This is a genomic window from Streptomyces sp. NPDC087859, from assembly GCF_044742595.1.
In the GTDB taxonomy this organism is placed as follows: domain Bacteria; phylum Actinomycetota; class Actinomycetes; order Streptomycetales; family Streptomycetaceae; genus Streptomyces; species Streptomyces canus_F.
Window position 1 is genome coordinate 1 of the sequence record NZ_JBIUUU010000017.1, and the last position, 19,737, is coordinate 19,737.

Here is a 19,737-nt window from a genome sequence, read left to right on the forward strand (position 1 = left end):
GGGAGCCGGAACACAACCCCGCCCCTAGCCCCGCACCCCCCCCAGCCGTCGCCCCCTGCCACCACCCCCACCCCCGGGGATTCCACCGCTGGGGGGGCCCCCCGGGCCCGCCCCGGCCGCCCCCACACTGCTGTTCAATCCCGGTGTTCTGGTCGCTCAGTGATCGGAATAGCTGAAGTCGCCCACGGTCCAGGCGTTGATGTCCTCGATCGCGACGCGGTACATCCCGCCGGTTTCCGGGATCCCCACCGTGCCCTGCAGGATGCGGGCGACGTGGAAGTGCAGATGCGTGGGCGGCCCGTCCTTCTCCGCGGCGGTATCGAAGATGACGGAGAACTCTCCGAGATGGGTGGAGTCCGTCAGGACCTCCGAGACACGCTGGCGCCACGCTGCTTCGGGCGCCAGCCGACCGGTGATGACAGCTCCACCGGTGACGACGGTCAGGGACATCTGATTGCTCTGCCCGGACTCCACCAGGGCGGCGATGGAGACGAGCAACTCATCATGCTTCGACATGGGCGAAGTGTATTCGCCGATGCTCCGGCTGCTTCAGCGGTGGTACTACCTGGCGAGACGCGCGCTCACGATTTTACCGTCGGAGGCTCTGCGGGTGACTGCGGTGGTGCGGGCGAGGCGGTCCCCAAGGGCCAGGCGAAGCCTCCGGTTCCGCCGTTCAGCTCGGGAGCGCGACGACCAGGCGATGAACGCCTTGCTCCTACGCTCCGTCACTGTTCGAGGTCGATTGTCTCGCTGTCGAACATGCGGAAATCTGCAGTGGCAGGAGTAGACATTGGGTGGTGCGGTGGTTATGGTTTCTCTCGTAGCCGAGATCAAGCAGGGCCCGGCAGAGATGAACTGCCGGGCAGCAGTACCCGCTGGTGCAGTACGCAGGACGGTGCGGTGGTGGAGTTCCGAAGCCAGGGTTGTTGCAGGACGGTGACGGGGCTGACGACCGGACCGGGTGGCCCGCAGTGATCAGGGGCCGCCGCGAGCAGGACCGCAGTTCACGCAAGTGCAGTACCTGATAGTGCAGTTCGCAGTACCCAGCAGCGAAGGCAAGTGAGCAGCACCTCGGTGAAGGCGTCGGCTGCGGGCGCGCGCACCGGGAGGTTCGGCAGTGGGGTTCTAAGCCAGAGCGGATGCAGTACGGGCGACGGGGCTGGCTGCCGAAGAGTGGCGCTTACTCAGGTCACCAGCAGTTCGCATCACCGGTAGGACAGAGCACCACGCAGTACCAGCAATACGCTGTCCCCCTTCGGTAAGTAGTTGATCAAGAGGGAAGAACGGAGGAGCCTCGCGCCATCAGGATCGCCCGGGCGGAATGGCAGAGCCCGGGTACCGCAGGACATCGATAGTGAGGTGGTCTCCGGTCAGGCAACCGCGATCCCCGCATTACCCCTCTCCGAGTTGGGTGTGCGGAAACAGAAGGCCGGCGCAGTATCAGGGCCGGCAGATGGTGTAGCAGTTCCTCCGGGGCCCGGGTGCCAGTACAGCACCCGGGCCCCTCCATGTGTTTCGCAGTCTCCCCGACACCGGAAGTGCGTCAGTAGCCGGTGCCGCGCTTGACCTGCTCTCGCTCGATCCCGTGCGCAGCGCCCTTGTCGTCCAACGTGCGGCACGCGTCCTCGATGTCCTGGCTCAGGCGGTCGACCTGCTCGCGGCTCAGGGTCTCCTTGACCAGGGCGCGCAGGATCTTCACCTTCTCGGCGTTGGGCGGGAGCGTGTATGCCGGAACCATCCAGCCGCGCTCGGCCGAGAGTTGCCAGGCGATGTCGGACTCGTCGTAGGCGTGCTTGCCGGCGAGACGGAAGGCGACCAGCGGCAGCTGTTCGAGGTCGCTGCCGATCACTTCGAAGCGGCCGCTGCTGCGCAGGTTGTCCGCCAGGGCGCGGGCGTTGTCCTGCATGATCTTCATGACGTAGGTGTAGCCCTGGCGACCGAGCCGCACGAAGTTGTAGTACTGGGCGAGCACCATCGACGCACCGGTGGAGAAGTTCAGTGTGAACGTCGCGTCGGTCTTGCCCAGGTAGTTCTCGTAGAACACGAGGTCCTTGGCCAGGTCGGCCTCTTCGCGGAAGACCAGCCATCCGATGCCGGGATAGACCAGGCCGTACTTGTGTCCCGAGACGTTGATCGAACGGACCTGTTCGAGCCGGAAGTCCCATTTCGAGTCGGGGTAGAGGAAGGGCCATACGAATGCGCCGCTGGCGCCGTCGACGTGAATCGGGATGTCGAGGTCCCGCTTTTTGCGGACGTCCCGCAGGAGCTTGTCGATCCCGACGACATTGTCCTTGTGGCCGGTGAACGTGGTGCCCAGGACAGCGACGACGCCGATCGTGTTCTCGTCGAGGTGGGGCTCTACGTCTTCTGGGCCGATCGTGTACTTGCCCTCCGCGAGCGGCACGATCCGCGGTTCGACGTCGAAGTAGCGGCAGAACTTCTCCCACACGACGTGGACGTCCCCGCCGAAAATCAGGTTGGGCCGGTCGGCTGACAGGCCGGCCGCCTGGCGGCGCTCGCGCCACTTCCACTTCAGCGACAGCGCCCCGAGCATGATTGCCTCGGACGAGCCCTGGGTCCGGCACCCGGTCGTCGGGCCCGGCGCGTGGAAGAGGTCGGCGAGCATGCGCACGCACCGCTGCTCGATCTCGGCGGAAATGGGGTACTCCGCGTGGTCGATGAAGTTGCGGTGGAGGTTCTCGGCGATCAGCCGTTGCGCCTCCGGCTCCATCCACGTGGTGACGAACGTGGCGAGGTTGCGCTGTGGGTCGCCTTCCATGGCGAGATCCACATCCACGAGCCTCATCGCGTCCGTCGCGGCCATCCCTTCCTCGGGGAAGGTCTCCGAGGGAGCGGGCACGGTCAAGAAACGGTTCCCGAAAAGAGCGGAATCATCGTGCTTAGCCATGACTCGATCAAACAGCGCCGTGGCTTGCCGTGACGAGAGATGCGCTGGGGCGGGACGGCGGGTCCCACCCCTGGAACAGGGCTCGCGGAGCGGCGACCTGCACCTTCAGAGGTGTTGAGGTACGACGCGAACTGCCCTGCCGCCGATACGGCAACAGGGTGAACCTGCTCGCCGGAGGTGCCCTTCGCCAGCCGGCGACTCGCAAGTCGGCCAGGTCCGGATCGTTCCGGAAGCTGTTGAACGCCTCTTCGGAAGCTCCGAGGTGTGTGGCGGTGTCCGTGGGATGTCATCGGCGTGGGTCACGGCTCAGGCCGTGACCCACGCGCGGGTGGTGGAACGCGCCTTCTCGTGCGGAGCGCCAGGCGCGGGCGTGTCACTGGAACTGTGCGAAGAACCTCCAGATCTCTGCCTTGGTCCAGGTGGTGACGCCGCTTTCGCCGGAGGAGCCGTCGACCGGACCGGGTATGTGGCCACCGTCGAACGCGGCCCATTGGACCGGGTATCCGGCACGGCAGCCCGAGTAGGTGGTGGTGATGTGCGTTCGGCTGCCCGGCGCGGGCTCGCGCGGGCTCTGCGCGGTGCAGCCATTGTTGCGGACGAATGTGTCGCGCAGGGACCGTCCTTGCCCGATGTTGAGGACGTTGTCGCTGATGCCGTGGATTCCGAAGTAGGCGATGGGCTGGGTGCCGCCGCTGCATCCGCTGATCTGAGCGCCGGACATGACCGCGACGGCCCTGAAGGCGTTGGCCCGGCTGCATGCGAGTGCGTAGCTCATGCCGCCGCCCCAGCTGAATCCCGTGGCGAAGCGCTGTGCCGGGTTGACACAGAGACCGCCCTCGATCCGCCGGATCATGTCGTCGACGAAGGTGACGTCCTCGCCGCCCGAGTTGGCCCAGCCGTTTCCGAGGCCCTGGGGGGCGACGAGGATGGCGCTGTTGTTGGACTGTTCCTGTTGGCCGTAGTAGGACCAGGCGGTCCCGCTCGTGCCGCCGGAGGCCACCTCGCCGGCGGTTCCGCCGCGCCAGTGGAACGCGAAGATCAGCCGGTAGCGGTGGCTGTTGTCGTAGTTGGCGGGAACCCTGAGGATGAAGCTGCGGCTCTTGCCGCCGCTCTGGATCGTGTGCGTACCGCTCGTCAGAGTCGGGGCGCTGCCGCATCCGCCGCCGTCACCGCCACCGGTCGACAGCTTGATCATCTGCCACTGCTGGTTGGCGCCGGCCCAGTCGGAGTACTGGACGACGTTGGCACCGTCGGCGGTGGAGGCGCCCTGCACCTCAACCGCCTTGCCGCTGGTGCGGTTGATCAGCCGGACGTGGCCCGCGTCGGAGTCGGCCAGGCGGAACTGCTGATTGGCCCCGTTCTGGTCGGCCCACTGCTGGATCGCGGCACCGTCCGCGGTCGAGGCGCCGGCCACGTCGAGGACCTTGCCCGAATGCCGCGCCTTGAGCCGGTAGAAGCCGCCACCGGAGTCAACGAACTGCCACTGCTGGTTGGCTCCGTCGTGGCGCGTCCACTGGCTGACCCGCGCGCCGTCGGCGGTGGACGTTTCGGAGACGTCCAGCGCCTTGCCGCTGTTGCGGTTGACCAGGACGTACCAGGCATTGGTGTCCACCGTCGCCGCTTCGGCGGGCGCCGGGTTGACCACGGCGAGCATGCCGATCGCGAGGGCCGCCGCCACCACGGCGGCAATCCGGGACCACCAGCGATGTTTTGGTGGAGGAGCGGGAGCCGCATCGTTGGTCTTCATCGGTTCTCCCTCGTTGGTGACCGGGGCCATCAGGTGCGGGTCCAGCGTTGGTTGCTGCCGCTCGAGCAGGAGTAGAGCTGGATCAGGGTGCCGTTGGCGGTGCCGGCCGCGGCGGCGTCGAGGCAGAGGCCGGATTGGACGCCGACGATGGATCCGTCGGAGTTGAGGCGCCATTTCTGGTTGTCGGCGCCCCAGCAGCTGTAGATCTGGACTTTGGTGCCGTTGGCGGTGCCGCCGGCGTCCAGGCACTTGTTGCCGTAGACCCTGAGCTCACCGGCCGCGGTGTACGTCCACTGCTGGTTGGTGCCGTTGTTGCAGTCCCACAGCTGGAGCTGGGTGCCGTCGGTGGTGCTGCTGCTGGGTACGTCCAGGCAGCGGCCCGACCCGACGCCCTTGATCTGCCCGGCATCCGAAGGGGGCGTGGTGGTGCCGCCGTTGAGTGCGTTGAGGACGGCGGTGTAGGCGGGCTTCTTGCTGCCGTCGCCGTTGAACAGCAGCGGCGTGTCCTGCGCTCGCCAGGAGTCGGTGTCGCGCACACCCCAGACGGTGATGCCGAGGCAGCGCGAGACGGCCAGGCAGTCGTTGGTCACGTTGGCGTACGTCGTGGCCGAGGCACCCTGGATGTCGAGTTCGGTGATGGCCACGTCGACGCCGAGAGCGGCGAAGTTCTGCAGGGTGGTGCGGAAGTTGCTGTTGTAGGGGCTGCCACTGTTGAAGTGCGACTGGAAGCCGACGCAGTCGATCGGCACGCCGCGCTGCTTGAAGTCCCGGACCATGGCGTACATGGCCTGGGTCTTGGCCCAGGTCCAATTCTCGACGTTGTAGTCGTTGTAGCAGAGCTTGGCGGCCGGGTCGGCGGCGCGCGCGGTGCGGAACGCGTCCTCGATCCAGTCGTTGCCGGTGCGCTGGAGGTTGGAGTCGCGCCGGGCGCCCGAACTGCCGTCGGCGAACGCCTCGTTCACGACGTCCCACTGGGCGATCCGGCCCTTGTAGTGGGCCATCACGCCGTTGATGTGGTCCCGCATCGCCTGGCGCAGGGTGCTGCCGCTGAGGCTCTGCATCCAGCCGGGCTGCTGGGAGTGCCAGGCCAGGGTGTGGCCGCGCACCTTCTTGCCGTTCTGGACAGCCCAGTTGAAGACCCGGTCGGCGGCGGTGAAGTTGAACTGGCCCCGTTGCGGTTCGGTGGCGTCGATCTTCATCTCGTTCTCGGCCGTCACCGAGTTGAACTCACGGTTCGCGATCGACGTGTACGCCGAGTCGCCCAGCCTGCCTGAGGCGATGGCGGTGCCGAAGTAGCGGCCGCTTTGCGCCGCCGCGGCGCCCAGCGTGCTCTCGGCGGCGTGTGCGGGCGGTGGCGCGGCCAGTGCGGCGACCGTACCCAGGACGCCGGCGATGAGCGCCAGCAGCAGGCCGCGGATCTTCCGGCGGATAACGGGTCTGGGAAGGGCGTACGAGCCCATGGCTGTGCCTCCAAGGTAGAAATCACGGAAGGACTGAAACGCAGGGGAATGTGTCCGGCACGGGCGGCGCCCGGTCGGTTGTCGGGCGCCGTGCGGCGGGGCGGCGGCGGTGTTTCGACACAGGCACGGGGTACTCCATCGCGGCTCGGCCGGGGGAGCGCCACGCGCCTTCGCATACCTCTCCGACGGTGCGAAGAGCCAAGATGCGCTGGTGCGAACCTCACCGGAAACGTGACGGGGTGGCGCGGGTGCGTTGGTGCGCGGATCTGTCGTGCGGCACAGGTGGCCCAGGGGCCGACGCGATTCGATATATCGAACCTCAGCCGGGTTCTCGGGCAGCGGGTTGATTGAAGGGATGATTGAGGCATTGACGATGGACCGTCAATACTCTCCGCAGAAGAAATTTCGGTTGCGCGTCCGAAACATTCGGTAATCGCGCTGTGAACTGGCACGCCGCATCGCAAACCCCGGAGCGCTTCTGATCGGCGTGACAGTGCGTCAAGCTCTAGAGGGAAGGCGCTGTTTGTAGACAGATCGGCGACAGGCCTTGACCGGAGAGCCTCCCATTCCTAGCTTGTGGCGTCGAAGCATCCGGGAATTCTTCGAAACTTTCGGGATGCCTCTGATCCCTACACGTCCCCTCTGCGCTTCATCGGGGTCAACTCACCCCGCCCCCCAAAGGAGACCCTCTGATGTGGTTTCGCCACCCGTCCCCGGTCCGTCTCAGACGCTTACTCGCCGTCCTCGCGCCCTTGCTGCTCGTGGCCACCTTCCTCGGCGCCCAGCCCGCCAGCGCGGCGAGCGTGGACCCCAACGCCTCGTATGTGCTGGTCAACCGCAACAGTGGCAAAGCCCTGGACGTCTACAACCTGGCGACCAACGACGGCTCCCGCATCACCCAGTGGTCCAGGAACGATCAGGCCCAGCAGCAGTGGCAGTTCGTCGATTCCGGGGGCGGCTACTACCGCATCAAGTCCCGCCACTCGGGCAAGGTGCTGGACCTCTACAACTGGTCCACCGCGAACGGCGGCTCGATCGTCCAGTGGACCGACCTGAACGCCACCAACCAGCAGTGGCGGCTGGCCGACAGCTCGGACGGCTACGTCAGGCTCATCTCGCGCCACAGCAACAAGGCCCTCGAAGTACAGGGCGCCTCCACCGCCGACAACGCGAACATCGTCCAGTACGACGACTGGGGCGGCACCAACCAGCAGTGGCAGCTCGTCAAGGTCGGCGCCGACACCCCTGGCACGTGTGATCTTCCGTCGACATACCGATGGACATCAACGGGCGCGCTGGCCCAGCCCAAGTCCGGGTGGGTCTCGCTCAAGGACTTCACCGTCGTCCCCTACAACGGCAGGCAACTCGTCTACGCGACGACGCACGACACGGGGACGAGTTGGGGTTCGATGAACTTCGGTCTGTTCACCAATTGGTCGGAGATGGCCTCGGCCAGCCAGAACACGATGTCGTCCTCCACCGTCGCGCCCACGCTCTTCTACTTCGCACCGAAGAACATCTGGGTGCTCGCCTACCAGTGGGGCGGAACCGCCTTCTCCTACCGGACGTCGAGCGACCCCACCAACCCCAATGGCTGGTCATCCCAGCAGACGCTCTTCACCGGAAGCATCACCGGCTCCGGAACCGGACCCATCGACCAGACGCTCATCGCTGACGGCACGAACATGTACCTGTTCTTCGCCGGTGACAACGGCAAGATCTACCGGGCCAGCATGCCGATAGGGAACTTCCCGGGCAACTTCGGCTCGTCGTACACGACGATCATGAGCGATACGACGAACAACCTGTTCGAAGCCCCGCAGGTCTACAAGCTCCAGGGCCAGAACCGCTACCTCATGATCGTCGAGGCGATCGGCTCGCAGGGCCGCTACTTCCGCTCGTTCACGGCCACCAGTCTGAACGGCTCATGGACACCCCAGGCCGCGACCGAGAGCAATCCCTTCGCGGGCAAGGCCAACAGCGGCGCCACCTGGACCAACGACATCAGCCACGGCGAACTGATCCGCACCAGCCCCGACCAGACCATGACCGTCGATCCCTGCAACCTGCAGTTGCTCTACCAGGGGCGCAGCCCCAGCTCGGGCGGTGACTACGGCCTCCTGCCCTACCGCCCCGGCCTGCTGACACTGCAGCGCTGACAGCAGGACACGGATCCGGCTCCGGCAGGGAGCCGGCAGGGCGGGCTCGCCAGTAGGCGAGCCCGCCCCCGCGTGCGGCGCACCGCTGGCCGGGGGCACGGTCCGTGGCCGTACCGTCAGCCCCGTCGGACCGCCCCCAGTTGGGCCCGATGCAGGTCCGGGGCGGTGAATCGCTGTGCCACCGTGCGCAGGACGCGGGCCATCGCCTGGACGGGCGGGGTGGCGGGGCGTGCCGCGGCACGGGCGAGAAGGATGCGGCGGGTGGGCGCCGGGACGTCGGACGCGAACGGCAAAAGGCGTACGTCGCTGCGTCGGCTGGTGAGGGCCAGACGGGGCGCGAGCGCGATACCGAGACCGGCGGCGACCATGGCCTGCGCCTCCTGGTAGTCGTGCGAAGAGTAGGCGATACGCGGCTCGAATCCCGCCTGACGACAGCTCCGGCGCAGGACGTCGGCGACCGGGTGGTTGTCGGCACGGATGATCCACTCCTGGTCGGCGAGGTCGCCGAGGCGCACGGAGGGATGTGTGCGCAGGGGTGAGTCGGCGGGGACGACCAGCACCGTGGGGTCGTCCAGCAGGTGGGTGAGAACCAGCGCCGGATCGTCGAGGCGGTTCCATTCGTAGTCCCAGAGCAGCCCTTGGTCCACCTCGCCGGTGTGCAGCATCTCCCTGAGTTCCGCGAGGACTCCGGCGCGTACCTCGATGCGGATGCCGGTGTGGCGACGCCGGAACCGCGTGAGCGCCAGCGGCAGGAGGGACGCGCTCGCCGTGGGGAAGGAGCCGAGGCGCAAGGTGCCCTGGTCAAGGGCGGTGAAGGAGTCCAGGTCGGCCTGGGCGGCACGGAGTTCCCGGCGGATGGCATGACCGCGTTCGGCCAGCGCGGCTCCCGCCGGAGTGGGGCGGATACCGCGTGGCAGTCGCTCGATGAGGGGCTGGCCCGCCTCCTGTTCCAGCAGGGACATCTGCTGGGAGGCAGCGGAGGTGGTCATGCCGAGGGCCTCCGCCGCGGCGGTGAGGGAACCGCGTTCGGTGGCCTCGGTGAGCAGGAGCAGACGGCGGACGTTGAGCATGGCGATGACTTTAGCTGAGCTAAACCCAGGTGAAGCGAACTGCGATTGTTCCGAAGTCGCACCTCTGCGAAGGTCTCCGCAATCGCCGAGCGGTGCACCGGCTCGCAGTGCGCCGGCACCCGCCGCCTCGGCCCTCTCCCTCACTCCGTTGATCCAGGAAGAGCCTCAGACGTGTACATTCCCGCGACCCTGGTGCGTGGCGGCACAAGCAAGTGCTGGCTGTTCAACCAAGTCGATGTCCCTGCCGACCGTGACGCCCTCGAAAGGCTGCTCGTCGCCGCGTACGGCGCCGCCGACCCCGTGGAGCTGGACGGGGTCGGCGGCGCGACCCCCACCACCTCGAAAGCGGCCGTGGTCAGCGCCTCGCCCGAGCCCGGAGTCGATGTCGACTACCTGTTCGCTCAAGTCGGCATCGGGACGGGCTCGGTGGAGTGGACGAGCAACTGCGGCAACTGCGCCACCGGCGTTGCCCTGTACGCGGTCGCCAAAGGCCTGGTGCCGGTCACCGGCGACAGGACGCGCGTGGTGATGCGCAACACCAATACCGGCGCGGTCCTCGAAGGGATCGTCGACACCTCCGGAGGCGTGGTGCGCCACTTCGGCCGCCAGACGGTACCCGGCACCCGCGCCGGCGGGGTCGCCGTCGGCCTCACCTTCCGCGACCCCGCCACCACCACCGCCCTTCTGCTTCCCACCGGCCAGAGCGCCCAGGACCTGCGGATCGGCGCCGCGGAGCCGGTACGCGTGACCATGGTGACCGCAGGAGCACCGGTCGTCCTCGTCGACGCCGCCGGCGCCGGACGCACCGGTGCCGAGTCACTGGAGCGGATGAGCGCGGACGTCCCTTGGCTGCGCACTGTTCGCCACACCGCCGCACCTCTGATGGGGCTGCTCCAGCCGGGCGAAGAACCCGGCGACGCGGTGCCCAAGGTGGGCCTGGTCGGCCCGCCGGTGCCGTACACCAGCACCCTCGGTGAACGGATCGGCGCCGAGGACTACGACGTGTCGGTACGCATGCTCACCATGAACGCCCCCCACCCCGCCATCGGCCTGACCTCTGCCGTCGCCGTCGCGGCGGCCGGACTGGTGGAGGGGTCCGTGGTCTCCCGGGCCACGGACGGTCCGACCGACGGATGGCTGCGCCTCGGCACGCCCGCCGGCGTCGTCGCGGTCCGCTGCACCGAGGTGAGGGAGGGCCTGCCGCACCGGGTCACTGTGCAGCGTGCCGCTCGTCTGCTCGCCGACGCCCGCATCTACGTACCGGAAGCAGGCACTCAAGCCGCCTGAACCGCGACGCACCACACCTCGGTCACACCGGCTCCCCGTCATCCGGACCGGAACACCCTCGCGCCCTCGGGGCGCACCACCCCGTCCCCACCGCACCAAGGACAAAGATGTCTGCTGAAGTGATCTCTATAGGCGCCCTGTTGGTGATGTTCGTGGTCGGCACCGTGCTGCCGATCAACCTGGGCATCCTCGCCTTCGTCGCCACCTTCACGGTCGGGACCGCCTCACTCGGCCTCACCGAGGACGAGATCTTCGAGGGGTTCCCGGCGAAGCTCTTCGTCACCATCGTCGGCGTCACGTACCTGTTCTCCGTCGCCCGTCGCAACGGCACCATCGACTGGCTCGTCGCCGCCGGGGTGAGGCTGGTGCGCGGCAAGGTCGCGCTGATCCCCTGGGTGCTGTTCCTGGTGGCCGCCCTGTTGACGGCGTTCGGTACGTTCACCCCGGCCGCGGTCGCGATCCTCGCGCCGATCGGCATGAACTTCGCCTACCGCTACAAGCTCAACCCGCTGGTCGTCGGCATGATGGTGATCAGCGGCGGACACGCCGGCGCGTTCTCCCCACTGGCCGTCTCCGGTGCCCTGGTGCTCGGCCTCGTCGACCAGGCCGATCTGCATGTCTCCGCCGTGGCGCTGTTCAGCGCCAGCTTCCTGATCAACCTGGTGCTCTCGATCCTCACCTACGCCCTTCTCGCCAAGCGTCCCGCCCCGCTGGCCGAGGGCGCGCCGGAGACAGCCGACAACGAGGACCTCACCGTCTCCGGCAGGCCCGACTGGCGCCAGTGGCTCACCCTCGCCTGCCTGATGGCCCTCGTCGTCGGCGCGCTCGGCTTCCACCTGGAGATCGGATTCCTCGCACTGGCTGCCGGCGCGCTGCTGGCCCTGGTGGACATGAAGCGGCAGGAGAAGGCCGTGGACGGCGTCAGCTGGTCCACCCTGCTTCTGGTCGCGGGCATGATGACGTACATCGCGATGCTGGAGAAGGCCGGCGTCATCGAGGAGATCTCCGCACACGCCGCAGGACTCGGCGCCCCGGTCGTCGTCGCCCTGCTGCTGTGCTTCACCGTAGCCATCACGTCCGCCTTCGCCTCCTCCACCGCGATCCTCACAGCGATCATCCCCATCGCCGTCCCACTGCTGCTCTCCAGCCACCTCAGCGCCGCCGGACTCATCGCCGCGCTCGCCGTCTCCACGACGATCGTCGACACCTCTCCCTTCTCGACCAACGGAGCACTCGTCCTCAGCAACGCCCGTGGGGTGGACACCCGCCGCTTCTACCGCCAGGTCATCGGCTACACCGGTGGAATCGTCGCCCTTGGCCCGGTCGTCGCCTGGGGCGCCCTGGTTCTGCCCTGGTCATAGCGCAAAGACCGACGACGCACGGTGCCCTTCGTCGGCGACGGTGCTCTGCGCAGGCCCTCGGGCGTCTGGGCGTCGGCCATGTCCCGCACCTTCGTGCGGAGTTGAGCCTCGGCACGGCCTAGTTGGCGGCTCGGGCGGGGGAGGACCAGCTGTTCGTGTTCCAGCCGGCCGGACTTTGCGCGGCCCGCACCTCACGGAGCTTTTGGGAGATGAGACTGCACCGCGCGGCCCTGCCCAACAGGGGGGGGAAGGCCGCCGGAGTTGTACGACGCGATCGAGGGGGGCGGCGATGACGGAGCCATGTCCCTCGGACGGCAACGAGCCGCCCCGACACGCACGGTCACGTCGCTTCCTTGAGAGGCACACCCTCGGGGACAGGGGGTTGGCGTCGCGACATGAACAGCATCGTTGCGGCGGCCAGTGCCACGGTGACGCAGCACAGGTTCATCATCGTCACGACGCCCAGCGCCTCACTCAGCAGCGAGCCGGCCAGCATGCCCAGCAGGGAGGCTGCCGCCTGGAGAAATCCGTTGGAGGCGCTGACTCTGCCCAGTACGGCGTCAGGGGTGTGACGTGCGACGAACGTCCCGCTCGTGATGCCGAAGCAGACCATGGGCGCCCCGATGGTGAAGAACAGTACGGCGCTCCACCCGATCACAGGAGTGTTGAACGTCGCCGCGAAGGCCACGGCGAGCGCTGCGAGGGAACCCACCAGCACAGTGCGGTCGGAGAACTTCCGAGTGAGGGCGCGGTTCAGCGGCACCCCGAGCAGGAACCCCGCACCGAAAGCCCCGAAGAGCAGACCGAGGATAGGAAACGTGGCTCGGCCCGTGACATTCCGGTGACGCATCCCCGGCCCGAGCCGGCGGACCTGATCAACCGCGTCGTCCACGAGGAGGGGTATGCCGTGCCGGCGCGCATTGGCTCCTTAGCCGAGGGCAACTCTCGGCGACGGAAGGTGCCTGCGGCCAGGGTCGGCGGGCCGATCAGCAGCCGAGTACCGCGACAGCGCCGAGCGCGACGGACAGGCTGGTCAGTTGATCACGCCGATGGAACCGAGCGTAGGCGCGCCGGAACGCCCGCGGCCGCGATGGCAGGTGCGCAATAAGAAGATGGCTGGTTCACCACCCAGCGGGTGCGGCGTCAGCTAAACCCCTTTGAGACGGTTCACGATCTCTCCTAGGTTGGCCCGGATGACGATCGAGGTGCCCTACCAGCCCATTCCGGTCGACCAGTCGGACGTTCGCTACGCCCACGGCCCCGACTCGGCTCTTCAGCCGGACGTGCCCGTCGGGGAGACGACCACGTTCGACTGGAACGACAGCGCGATCTACCCGGGCACGTCACGGAAGTTCTGGGTCCATGTGCCCGCGCGGTACGACCCTGCCGAGCCGGCGTCGCTGATGGTGTTCCAGGACGGTTGGTGGTACCTGGACCCCGATGGGGAGGTCCGCGGGGCGATAGTCCTGGACAACCTCGTCCATCGCGGGGACATCCCGGTCACCATCGGAGTGTTCGTCGACCCCGGCGTCTTCCCCGACGCTGGGAATGCGAAGAACCGCAACACCGAGTACGACGCCTACGACGATTCGTATGTCCGCTTCCTCCTGAACGAGATCATCCCCGAGGTCAGAAAGCACTACTCGATCGCCGAAGACCCCGATCGGTGGGGCATCTGCGGTGGCAGCAGCGGCGGCAACTGCGCCTTCACCGCAGCATGGCTGCGCCCGGACAAGTTCCGCCGCGTCATCGGGTACCTGTCCAGCTTCGCGCAGATGCCGGACGGCAACCCGTACCCCGACGCCGTCGCCCGCGTTCCCCGCAAGCCGCTGCGGATCTTCCTGCAGGCGGGCCACCGTGACCTGCGCTGGAACGAGCCCGAGGCCAACTGGCTCGCCGACAACTTGTGTGTCGCGGCGGCGCTCGCAGAGGCCGGCTACGACTTCCGCCTTGTCCTGGGAGATGGCGGCCACAGCCCCAACCACGGTGGCGTCCTGCTCCCCGATGCCTTGCGCTGGTTGTGGCGATCCGATCACCGCCGCAACCAGCCGGTGGGATCGGGCGGAGCGACTTCGTAGAGGCGGCCGTCCCGGATCAGAGCCCACAGGGCGACGCTGACTCTGCGGCGGGCAACGGCGTTCGCGTTCCTCTTGAAGGCCGGCGCAGCCAGGGCGTCAACGTCTGGCCTGGGTAGCAGCGGGCCCCACATCCGGCTGCGTAACGGCGAGGCCAGACCTGCGCAATCGGCCCGGACGGCTGCGCACGCGCGGCTGCGACCATCCTCGTCACGGCGAGCCGCGCGACGCCGAGCGCTGAATGCGGCACTCGACGGTGCCGTCCTCGAGGGTGCCGCCAGTGCACCGTACGCCGACTCTGTCGGGCCACGACTCGCCGTGGACGGGGGCGGCTACTTGGAGTTCCTCTTGGCCAGGGCGTGTTGCAGCTTGCGGGTGAAACGGTGCATGTGGGGATCGAGTAGTTCGTCCGATTCCCCCAGCACTTGCTCGGGGGTCAGCCACCGGATCGCCTCGAACTCGTCTTCGTCGTAGGAAGTGATGGTGTTGGCGTCGGCGTTGAGGAGGTACCACAGTGAGACGTCGGTGTGGGTGCCCTGTCCGCGGGTCTGGGTGACGGTGAGGAAGAGGGGAAGCTCGCCGGTGATCGGCGATGCTTGTGCCTGGGTGCCCAGTTCCTCATGGCATTCGCGGACGACCGTGGTCCACGGGTCCTCGCCCGGCTCGACGTGTCCGCCGGCCGGTAGCCACAGGCCCGCCTTGCGGTGCGCGACGAGCAGCAACTGCCCGCGGATGTCGTCCAGGACGACGAAGTAGGTCACCAAGTGCATCGCGGGAACATCAGGCTTGCGTAGCCGGTAGATCGGGGCTCCGCTGGAGATCCACTGCGTGGCGGACGTGTGGTGGATGCGCTCCAGGTCGTCCCAGGCTTCGATGGCACCGACCAACCCCAAAAGGTGGGCACGTGGCTGATCGTCGTGGTGGGGGAGCGGGGGGCTGGTCGGGGTCATGGGCGCATCCTGGCAGGAGGCACTGACAGGCGATGCCGGACCCCGGAGTGCCTCTGCCAGGCAGGTCGATCGGCCGTGCCCAGCGGCCGGAGGGGTCCGGAGACGTCGGCCGTGACCCGGCCAACGTCGACCGCCTTCGCCTTCCCCTCGTCGCGACGATCGTCGGCGGCATGATTATCCGGCGCCCCGTCCCTGGTACTTGGGCATGGATCACGTGACGGCTCGGCGATAGACCTGCCGTGAACCGCCTTCGGGGCTGGGATCGGCGGCCCCGAAGGAGACGACCTCACTGCTGCCCGGGCCCCGCGCGAACCTGCGTATCGCCTCCGTCGTCAGCGCACGACCGGCGCACTTTCCGCGTTCCTTTTCGGAGACGACGAGTCAATGAACAAGGTAGACCAGGGCTTTTGCACCGAACAGGAGACCGCCGTGGACATCGGAGCCCGGTGGGACCGCGGCGAGCGCCCGGGACTGGCGATTGGTGTGGTCTTGGCGGGTCCGCTTCCGCCCAGCGCGTGGGCGGCTGGGCGGAAGCGGGGCGGTTTCCCCTCCGGTGGTTCTTGAGCACGAGGGGGCCGCGCGGCCTTCCAGACATGGAAGGTGCGACGCCGGGGGGCGTCCGTTCTTTATGGTCCGCCTTCCGGTGGGTGTCGCAAGGGGAAGTACGGGTTCGCCATCAAAAGGGTTCATTCAGGCATGATCTGGTGACAATATGGGTGCCGTTGCGGTAACGCGCCCTGGTATGCCGGGGGCTGACGGGGTGTCATCGACGCCGTGCGGTCGCCTGGTGACGATGTGTTCACTCGGCAACATTGTTCCGCAATCCCATGATCACGTTGAGTGGCGGCCGTCTCACACAGCATGCTGTCGTGCAACCTCTCCGGGGCGCGTGAGCACCGCCTCGGAGAGGCCTTTCCAGACACTGGTATGTCCTCCAAGGGAAGGTGCCATGACAGGCAAGCAGGTGATGACCGTCCTCGTTCTCGCGGCGGTCCTCGCATGGAGCACGGTGATGACCGTGCTGGGCCAACTCACCGCGCTGATCGCGCTGTTGCCCACACTGGGGCTCCTCATCCAACAGATCGTCTCCGCAATCGGCGGCCCGGACAGCCGGGCCACCACGGCGGCCGCCGCACCGACTGCCGTACCGGCGCCCGCGCCGGCCGCGGGGCCGGCGGGAAGTCAGGAGCCGCCCCAGTGACTACGTCCCCCATACCGGAGCGGCCCACTGATCCTCCCCATCGCCGTGGCCGCCCGCCGGAGCCGATCTGTGCGAGTGCCGGTCTCGCGCACCGCACCTGGCTGGAGCCGGTCCGCAGCCGCTTCACCGCCAGCGGCCTGACCCTGGACGACCTCGTCGGCCGGTCCGGGTTCTCCAAGACCCGCCTGTCGGAACTGATGCGGGGCAAAGGCCTCTACCCCACCTGGGAGATCACCTACAGCGTGGTCCGCGCCCTGGACTTACCCGTCGGCCCGCTGCGCCGGCTGTGGAAGGTCGCCGCGATCGAGGCGGACAAGAAGCCGTCCTGGATCGACGACCGTCTCCAGGCCGTCCCGCCCGCCGACACCGACGAACGGCCCCTCGCACACGTGGCGCTCTACCAGGCCATGGTCGTGCCCTACAACGCCTACGCCCAGGCCTTCCTGCAGTCCCTGCCCCGCGCCCGGCACGCGGTCGGAGAGGTCTTCGACCTGCTGTGGCTGACCTGGGACGAGGCCACCTCCAGCCCGGACACGCCCCGCCACGCCTGGCAGCTGCTGCGCGCCACCGTCCTGGCCCGCGCCGCCCAGCGGCCCGCCGGACACTACGACCTGCGCGCCGCGGCCTTCTCCACCGCCCACCAGGCCCAGGCCCCCCACCTGATCGAGCGCCTGGCCCGCATCGACGTCCTGGCCCGCTTCTTCGACGCGATCGCCCAGCTGCCCGACGACCAGATGGACGTCACCGTCCTGCGCTACCTGTGCGGTATCGACCCCGACGCCATTCCCGCCGTTGTCGGCCTGCCCCCGGCCCTGGTCCACACCCTGGACCACCACGCCCGCTGGGCCCTCAAGCAGCTCTTCCCCGACACCGAACCCCAGGAGTGATCCCGCCGTCATGAGCACCATCGACGACCTCCTCGCCCAGTCGCTACTGCTGCGTGACCCTCACGTCCCCGCCGACATCGTGCCCCACGACGAACCTGTCGACGACGACCTCCTGCTGGGGCAGCACCAGGCCAACGACACGACCGACACCGGCGCCGCCCACAGCCTCGACGCCCTGTGTGAAACGGTCGTCAGCCACTGCACCCCCGACCAGCTCGCCGACTTCCTCACCGACCAGATCCCCCAACCCCCCACCGCCCGCATCCTGGGCTGCGCCCTGCACCTGGCCGGCATCGACATCGGCGCCCGCTTCTGGTGGCAGTACGCCGCCGGCGCCGAAGACGCTCCCGCCTCCTACTGCCTCCACCTCCAACACCTCGCCCACGGCGAAACCCACGCCGCCGCCCTCTGGCACGCCCAAGCCGACGCCTACACCGCCGACCAGGACAACACCGATGCGCCCGAATACGCGCCGGCCCTGCAGTCGATGAACGCCGACACCAGCCTGGCCACCGTCCTGCGCGTCCTGGCCCAGCTCACCCGCACCCTGCCCACCCGACGCCACACCCCGGCCGCCCGCGCCGTCATCGAGTTCGTCGCCTCCGCCGTCGCCGGCGGCTACACCCGCCACCCCGACCTCGAAATCCCCCTGCCCGGAACCTACTTCGCCGAACAACTCGAGATCGTCGTCGCGGCCACCACCAGCACGCGCGCGCACTTCCAGCCGGCCCCCGCACAAACCGCGCCCACGAACACGTCATCGTCGGCCGATGACCTGCCCAACCGGCTCGCCCCCAACGAGGACCGCAAGCACATCCCCACCAAGACCACCCCCCGCGGCCCCGAACACCTCCTGGTCCAGGTCACCGCCGCCGACCACGAACCCACCACCGCGCATACCTTCTTCGAGAACGCCGCAGCCGTCTGCTGGAAGACCGCCACCGCCACCGAACAGGACACCCGCGGCAACTCCATGGCCTACCGCCTGCGCCGCTTCGCCCAACGCCTCTCGCCGGCGCCCTCCGGCTTCGGCCAGCTCAGAACAGCGTCACCCTCCGGCAGCGCACCGGCACCGCTGTACCGGTTGTAAGCCGACACGCGAGCCACAGCCCAAGGCGCACCCGGGCCAGCGGGGCACCGGGGCACCAGAGCACGAACAAACCTCAGGGCAGCCCTGTATGGCCGGCCATCCGTAGTGCCCGTGGCACCGAGGGGGTGTCGTGCGTGCCCAACCCCTGCTGCCGGTGCAGCGAGCGTCGGCGTCAGGCGTACGTAGTGGCGTGCGGACGCTGACCGGTCCGTATGTGTGAGGGGCCCATGAAAGGGATGCCGCAAGCGCTGCGGAAGGCGGAGATGTTGCTGCTGACGGTCAGCCTGAAAGCCGATCGGTACCTCGGCGTGGGCGGCAGGTACCGGCTTCCGGGGCCCATCGCGGTTCGCGTCGCCAGCCACCCGCTGCGCTCCGCGGCTGTCCTGGCAGTGCCGCTCGCAGCGCTGGCCGGCATGACCTTCGGGGCATTCTCCGACGGAACGCGCTTCTTGCAGGCGGCCTCGTTGGGTACTGGGCTGACGCTGTTCTTCGCACTGTGCCTGCGGCTGGAGCGCCTGACGCAAGCACCACGATCGCGCCGGCCACCCCAGTCCCCTCTCTGCCCGCGCTGTGCTGGGCGCAACTGCGGTCGGCTATTTGATGGAGGAGAACAACCGCGCACCGTGGCGGCACCGATGTGTCACAGCTCCCGGCGCATGCAGGCCCGCGGCCACCGGTCCAGGCCGTGCGCCGCTTCGCGCCGACGGATCTCCCGCAGACCAGGAGTGTGGCTGCTGTCGTCCAGGATCCGGAATCCCAAGCGCGCGTAGTAGGGGGCGTTCCACGAGACCTCGGTGAACGTGGTGAGGGTCAGTGCGGGCACTCCCTGGCTCGTGGCCTGGGCTGCCAGATGGTCCAGCAGCAGTCGGCCGATGCCACGGCGCGCGCTGCCCGGGTGCACCGATACCTGCTCGACGTGAAGGTTCCCGTCGACGCGGTCGGCGATCAGATAGGCGATCGGGGTGTCGGTGTCGTCGGCCGCGACCCAGGCCATCCCGGCGTGGTGGTAACGGGCGAGCTCACCGAGCGTGAGTGGCTCGTCGTCGGCGATCTCCGGCATGCCGATATCCCGGAAGCACTGCCCGGCGGCCCTCTCGATGTCCTGGAGGACGGTGAGTTCGTCCAGGTGCACGGCTCGGATATGCATGGATGCATTGTCCAAGGCCAGACGGATACGGCCACCGAATTAAGGTGGCCGTGACGGTGGTTCACGGGCGTTGGAGTGCTCCACACCGACCTGGATCGATGTGCGCACTCCGGAGACGTGTACTTCGGGCTTGATCTCTGGGCCGCAGCCTCAGCCCTTGGTCAGAGTGCGGCCGAGAGGGGCAACAGGCCGTCCCAGTGACGTGGCAGTGCGGCGGGGTTGAAGGCATCGGTGTCGAAATTGATCATCTGCTCCAAGGCAGTGCCGGTGACATTGGGAGCGGGCGGAGAGCCGTCAGCTTCATCGTCTGGCTTGCCCAGGTTCTTGACGGCGTGCTCGTACGCACCCTGGAGCCGATGAGGCGCGTCATCGTCGATGCCTCGTGATGCCACGCC

The 19,737-nt window shown here is 68.1% G+C and carries 16 protein-coding genes; 7 read left to right on the forward strand and 9 right to left on the reverse strand.

Features of this window, described 5'->3' with window-relative positions:
• Nucleotides 1-156: 156 nt before the first annotated feature.
• The 4 genes from ACIOHP_RS35740 to ACIOHP_RS35755 all read right to left on the reverse strand — a co-directional run bounded on the left by ACIOHP_RS35740 (nt 157) and on the right by ACIOHP_RS35755 (nt 6,115).
• Nucleotides 157-516 carry a hypothetical protein gene (locus ACIOHP_RS35740; protein ID WP_361551095.1) on the reverse strand — a complete coding sequence of 120 codons (360 nt, stop codon included), beginning with the start codon at nt 514-516 and terminating at the stop codon, nt 157-159.
• A gap of 1,027 nt (nt 517-1,543) precedes the next feature.
• On the reverse strand, nt 1,544-2,908 hold the full coding sequence (locus ACIOHP_RS35745; protein WP_401893905.1) for a glutamate decarboxylase: 1,365 nt from the start codon (nt 2,906-2,908) through the stop codon (nt 1,544-1,546).
• A 373-nt stretch (nt 2,909-3,281) separates the two neighbouring features.
• Nucleotides 3,282-4,589 (reverse strand): RICIN domain-containing protein, encoded by a 1,308-nt coding sequence (locus ACIOHP_RS35750; RefSeq protein ID WP_401894148.1) that lies wholly within the window; start codon nt 4,587-4,589, stop codon nt 3,282-3,284.
• Between the two features lie 95 nt (nt 4,590-4,684).
• Nucleotides 4,685-6,115 (reverse strand): endo-1,4-beta-xylanase, encoded by a 1,431-nt coding sequence (locus tag ACIOHP_RS35755; RefSeq protein ID WP_401893906.1) that lies wholly within the window; start codon nt 6,113-6,115, stop codon nt 4,685-4,687.
• A 692-nt stretch (nt 6,116-6,807) separates the two neighbouring features.
• On the opposite strand from ACIOHP_RS35755, the gene ACIOHP_RS35760 reads away from it, so the two are divergent.
• Entirely contained in the window at nt 6,808-8,274 is a 1,467-nt protein-coding gene (locus ACIOHP_RS35760; protein WP_401893908.1) for a non-reducing end alpha-L-arabinofuranosidase family hydrolase, read from the forward strand.
• A gap of 116 nt (nt 8,275-8,390) precedes the next feature.
• Here ACIOHP_RS35760 and ACIOHP_RS35765 read toward each other — a convergent pair whose 3' ends face one another.
• Nucleotides 8,391-9,344, reverse strand: coding sequence for a LysR family transcriptional regulator (locus tag ACIOHP_RS35765; RefSeq protein ID WP_401893910.1), 954 nt, complete (start codon nt 9,342-9,344; stop codon nt 8,391-8,393).
• A 171-nt stretch (nt 9,345-9,515) separates the two neighbouring features.
• On the opposite strand from ACIOHP_RS35765, the gene ACIOHP_RS35770 reads away from it, so the two are divergent.
• Nucleotides 9,516-10,631 (forward strand): PrpF domain-containing protein, encoded by a 1,116-nt coding sequence (locus ACIOHP_RS35770; protein WP_401893912.1) that lies wholly within the window; start codon nt 9,516-9,518, stop codon nt 10,629-10,631.
• 107 nt (nt 10,632-10,738) lie between these two features.
• Nucleotides 10,739-11,992 carry an SLC13 family permease gene (locus tag ACIOHP_RS35775; protein WP_401893914.1) on the forward strand — a complete coding sequence of 418 codons (1,254 nt, stop codon included), beginning with the start codon at nt 10,739-10,741 and terminating at the stop codon, nt 11,990-11,992.
• Between the two features lie 340 nt (nt 11,993-12,332).
• On the opposite strand, the gene ACIOHP_RS35780 is transcribed toward ACIOHP_RS35775, so the two are convergent.
• Nucleotides 12,333-12,842, reverse strand: coding sequence for an MFS transporter (locus ACIOHP_RS35780; RefSeq protein ID WP_401894150.1), 510 nt, complete (start codon nt 12,840-12,842; stop codon nt 12,333-12,335).
• Between the two features lie 343 nt (nt 12,843-13,185).
• Here ACIOHP_RS35780 and ACIOHP_RS35785 point away from each other — a divergent pair, with 343 nt between their 5' ends.
• On the forward strand, nt 13,186-14,070 hold the full coding sequence (locus tag ACIOHP_RS35785; protein WP_401893915.1) for an alpha/beta hydrolase: 885 nt from the start codon (nt 13,186-13,188) through the stop codon (nt 14,068-14,070).
• A gap of 329 nt (nt 14,071-14,399) precedes the next feature.
• Here the strand turns inward: ACIOHP_RS35785 and ACIOHP_RS35790 are convergent, their stop codons facing one another.
• Nucleotides 14,400-15,017, reverse strand: coding sequence for an NUDIX domain-containing protein (locus tag ACIOHP_RS35790; protein WP_401893917.1), 618 nt, complete (start codon nt 15,015-15,017; stop codon nt 14,400-14,402).
• Nucleotides 15,018-15,966: 949 nt separating this feature from the next.
• On the opposite strand from ACIOHP_RS35790, the gene ACIOHP_RS35795 reads away from it, so the two are divergent.
• The 3 genes from ACIOHP_RS35795 to ACIOHP_RS35805 are packed head-to-tail and all read left to right on the forward strand — an operon-like array spanning nt 15,967 to nt 18,195.
• Nucleotides 15,967-16,218, forward strand: a complete 252-nt coding sequence (locus tag ACIOHP_RS35795; protein WP_401893918.1) for a hypothetical protein — start codon at nt 15,967-15,969, stop codon at nt 16,216-16,218.
• Complete coding sequence (locus ACIOHP_RS35800) at nt 16,215-17,105, forward strand: XRE family transcriptional regulator (RefSeq protein WP_361551125.1); 891 nt, start codon at nt 16,215-16,217, stop codon at nt 17,103-17,105. Before ACIOHP_RS35795 ends, ACIOHP_RS35800 begins: the two co-directional genes overlap by 4 nt.
• 10 nt (nt 17,106-17,115) lie before the next feature.
• Complete coding sequence (locus ACIOHP_RS35805; RefSeq protein WP_401893920.1) at nt 17,116-18,195, forward strand: hypothetical protein; 1,080 nt, start codon at nt 17,116-17,118, stop codon at nt 18,193-18,195.
• Between the two features lie 640 nt (nt 18,196-18,835).
• Here the strand turns inward: ACIOHP_RS35805 and ACIOHP_RS35810 are convergent.
• Both ACIOHP_RS35810 and ACIOHP_RS35815 read right to left on the reverse strand, forming a co-directional pair.
• Nucleotides 18,836-19,342, reverse strand: a complete 507-nt coding sequence (locus ACIOHP_RS35810) for a GNAT family N-acetyltransferase (protein WP_401893922.1) — start codon at nt 19,340-19,342, stop codon at nt 18,836-18,838.
• Nucleotides 19,343-19,503: 161 nt separating this feature from the next.
• Nucleotides 19,504-19,734: a hypothetical protein gene (locus tag ACIOHP_RS35815; RefSeq protein WP_401893923.1), complete on the reverse strand. Its 231-nt coding sequence runs from the start codon at nt 19,732-19,734 to the stop codon at nt 19,504-19,506.
• Nucleotides 19,735-19,737: the final 3 nt, after the last annotated feature.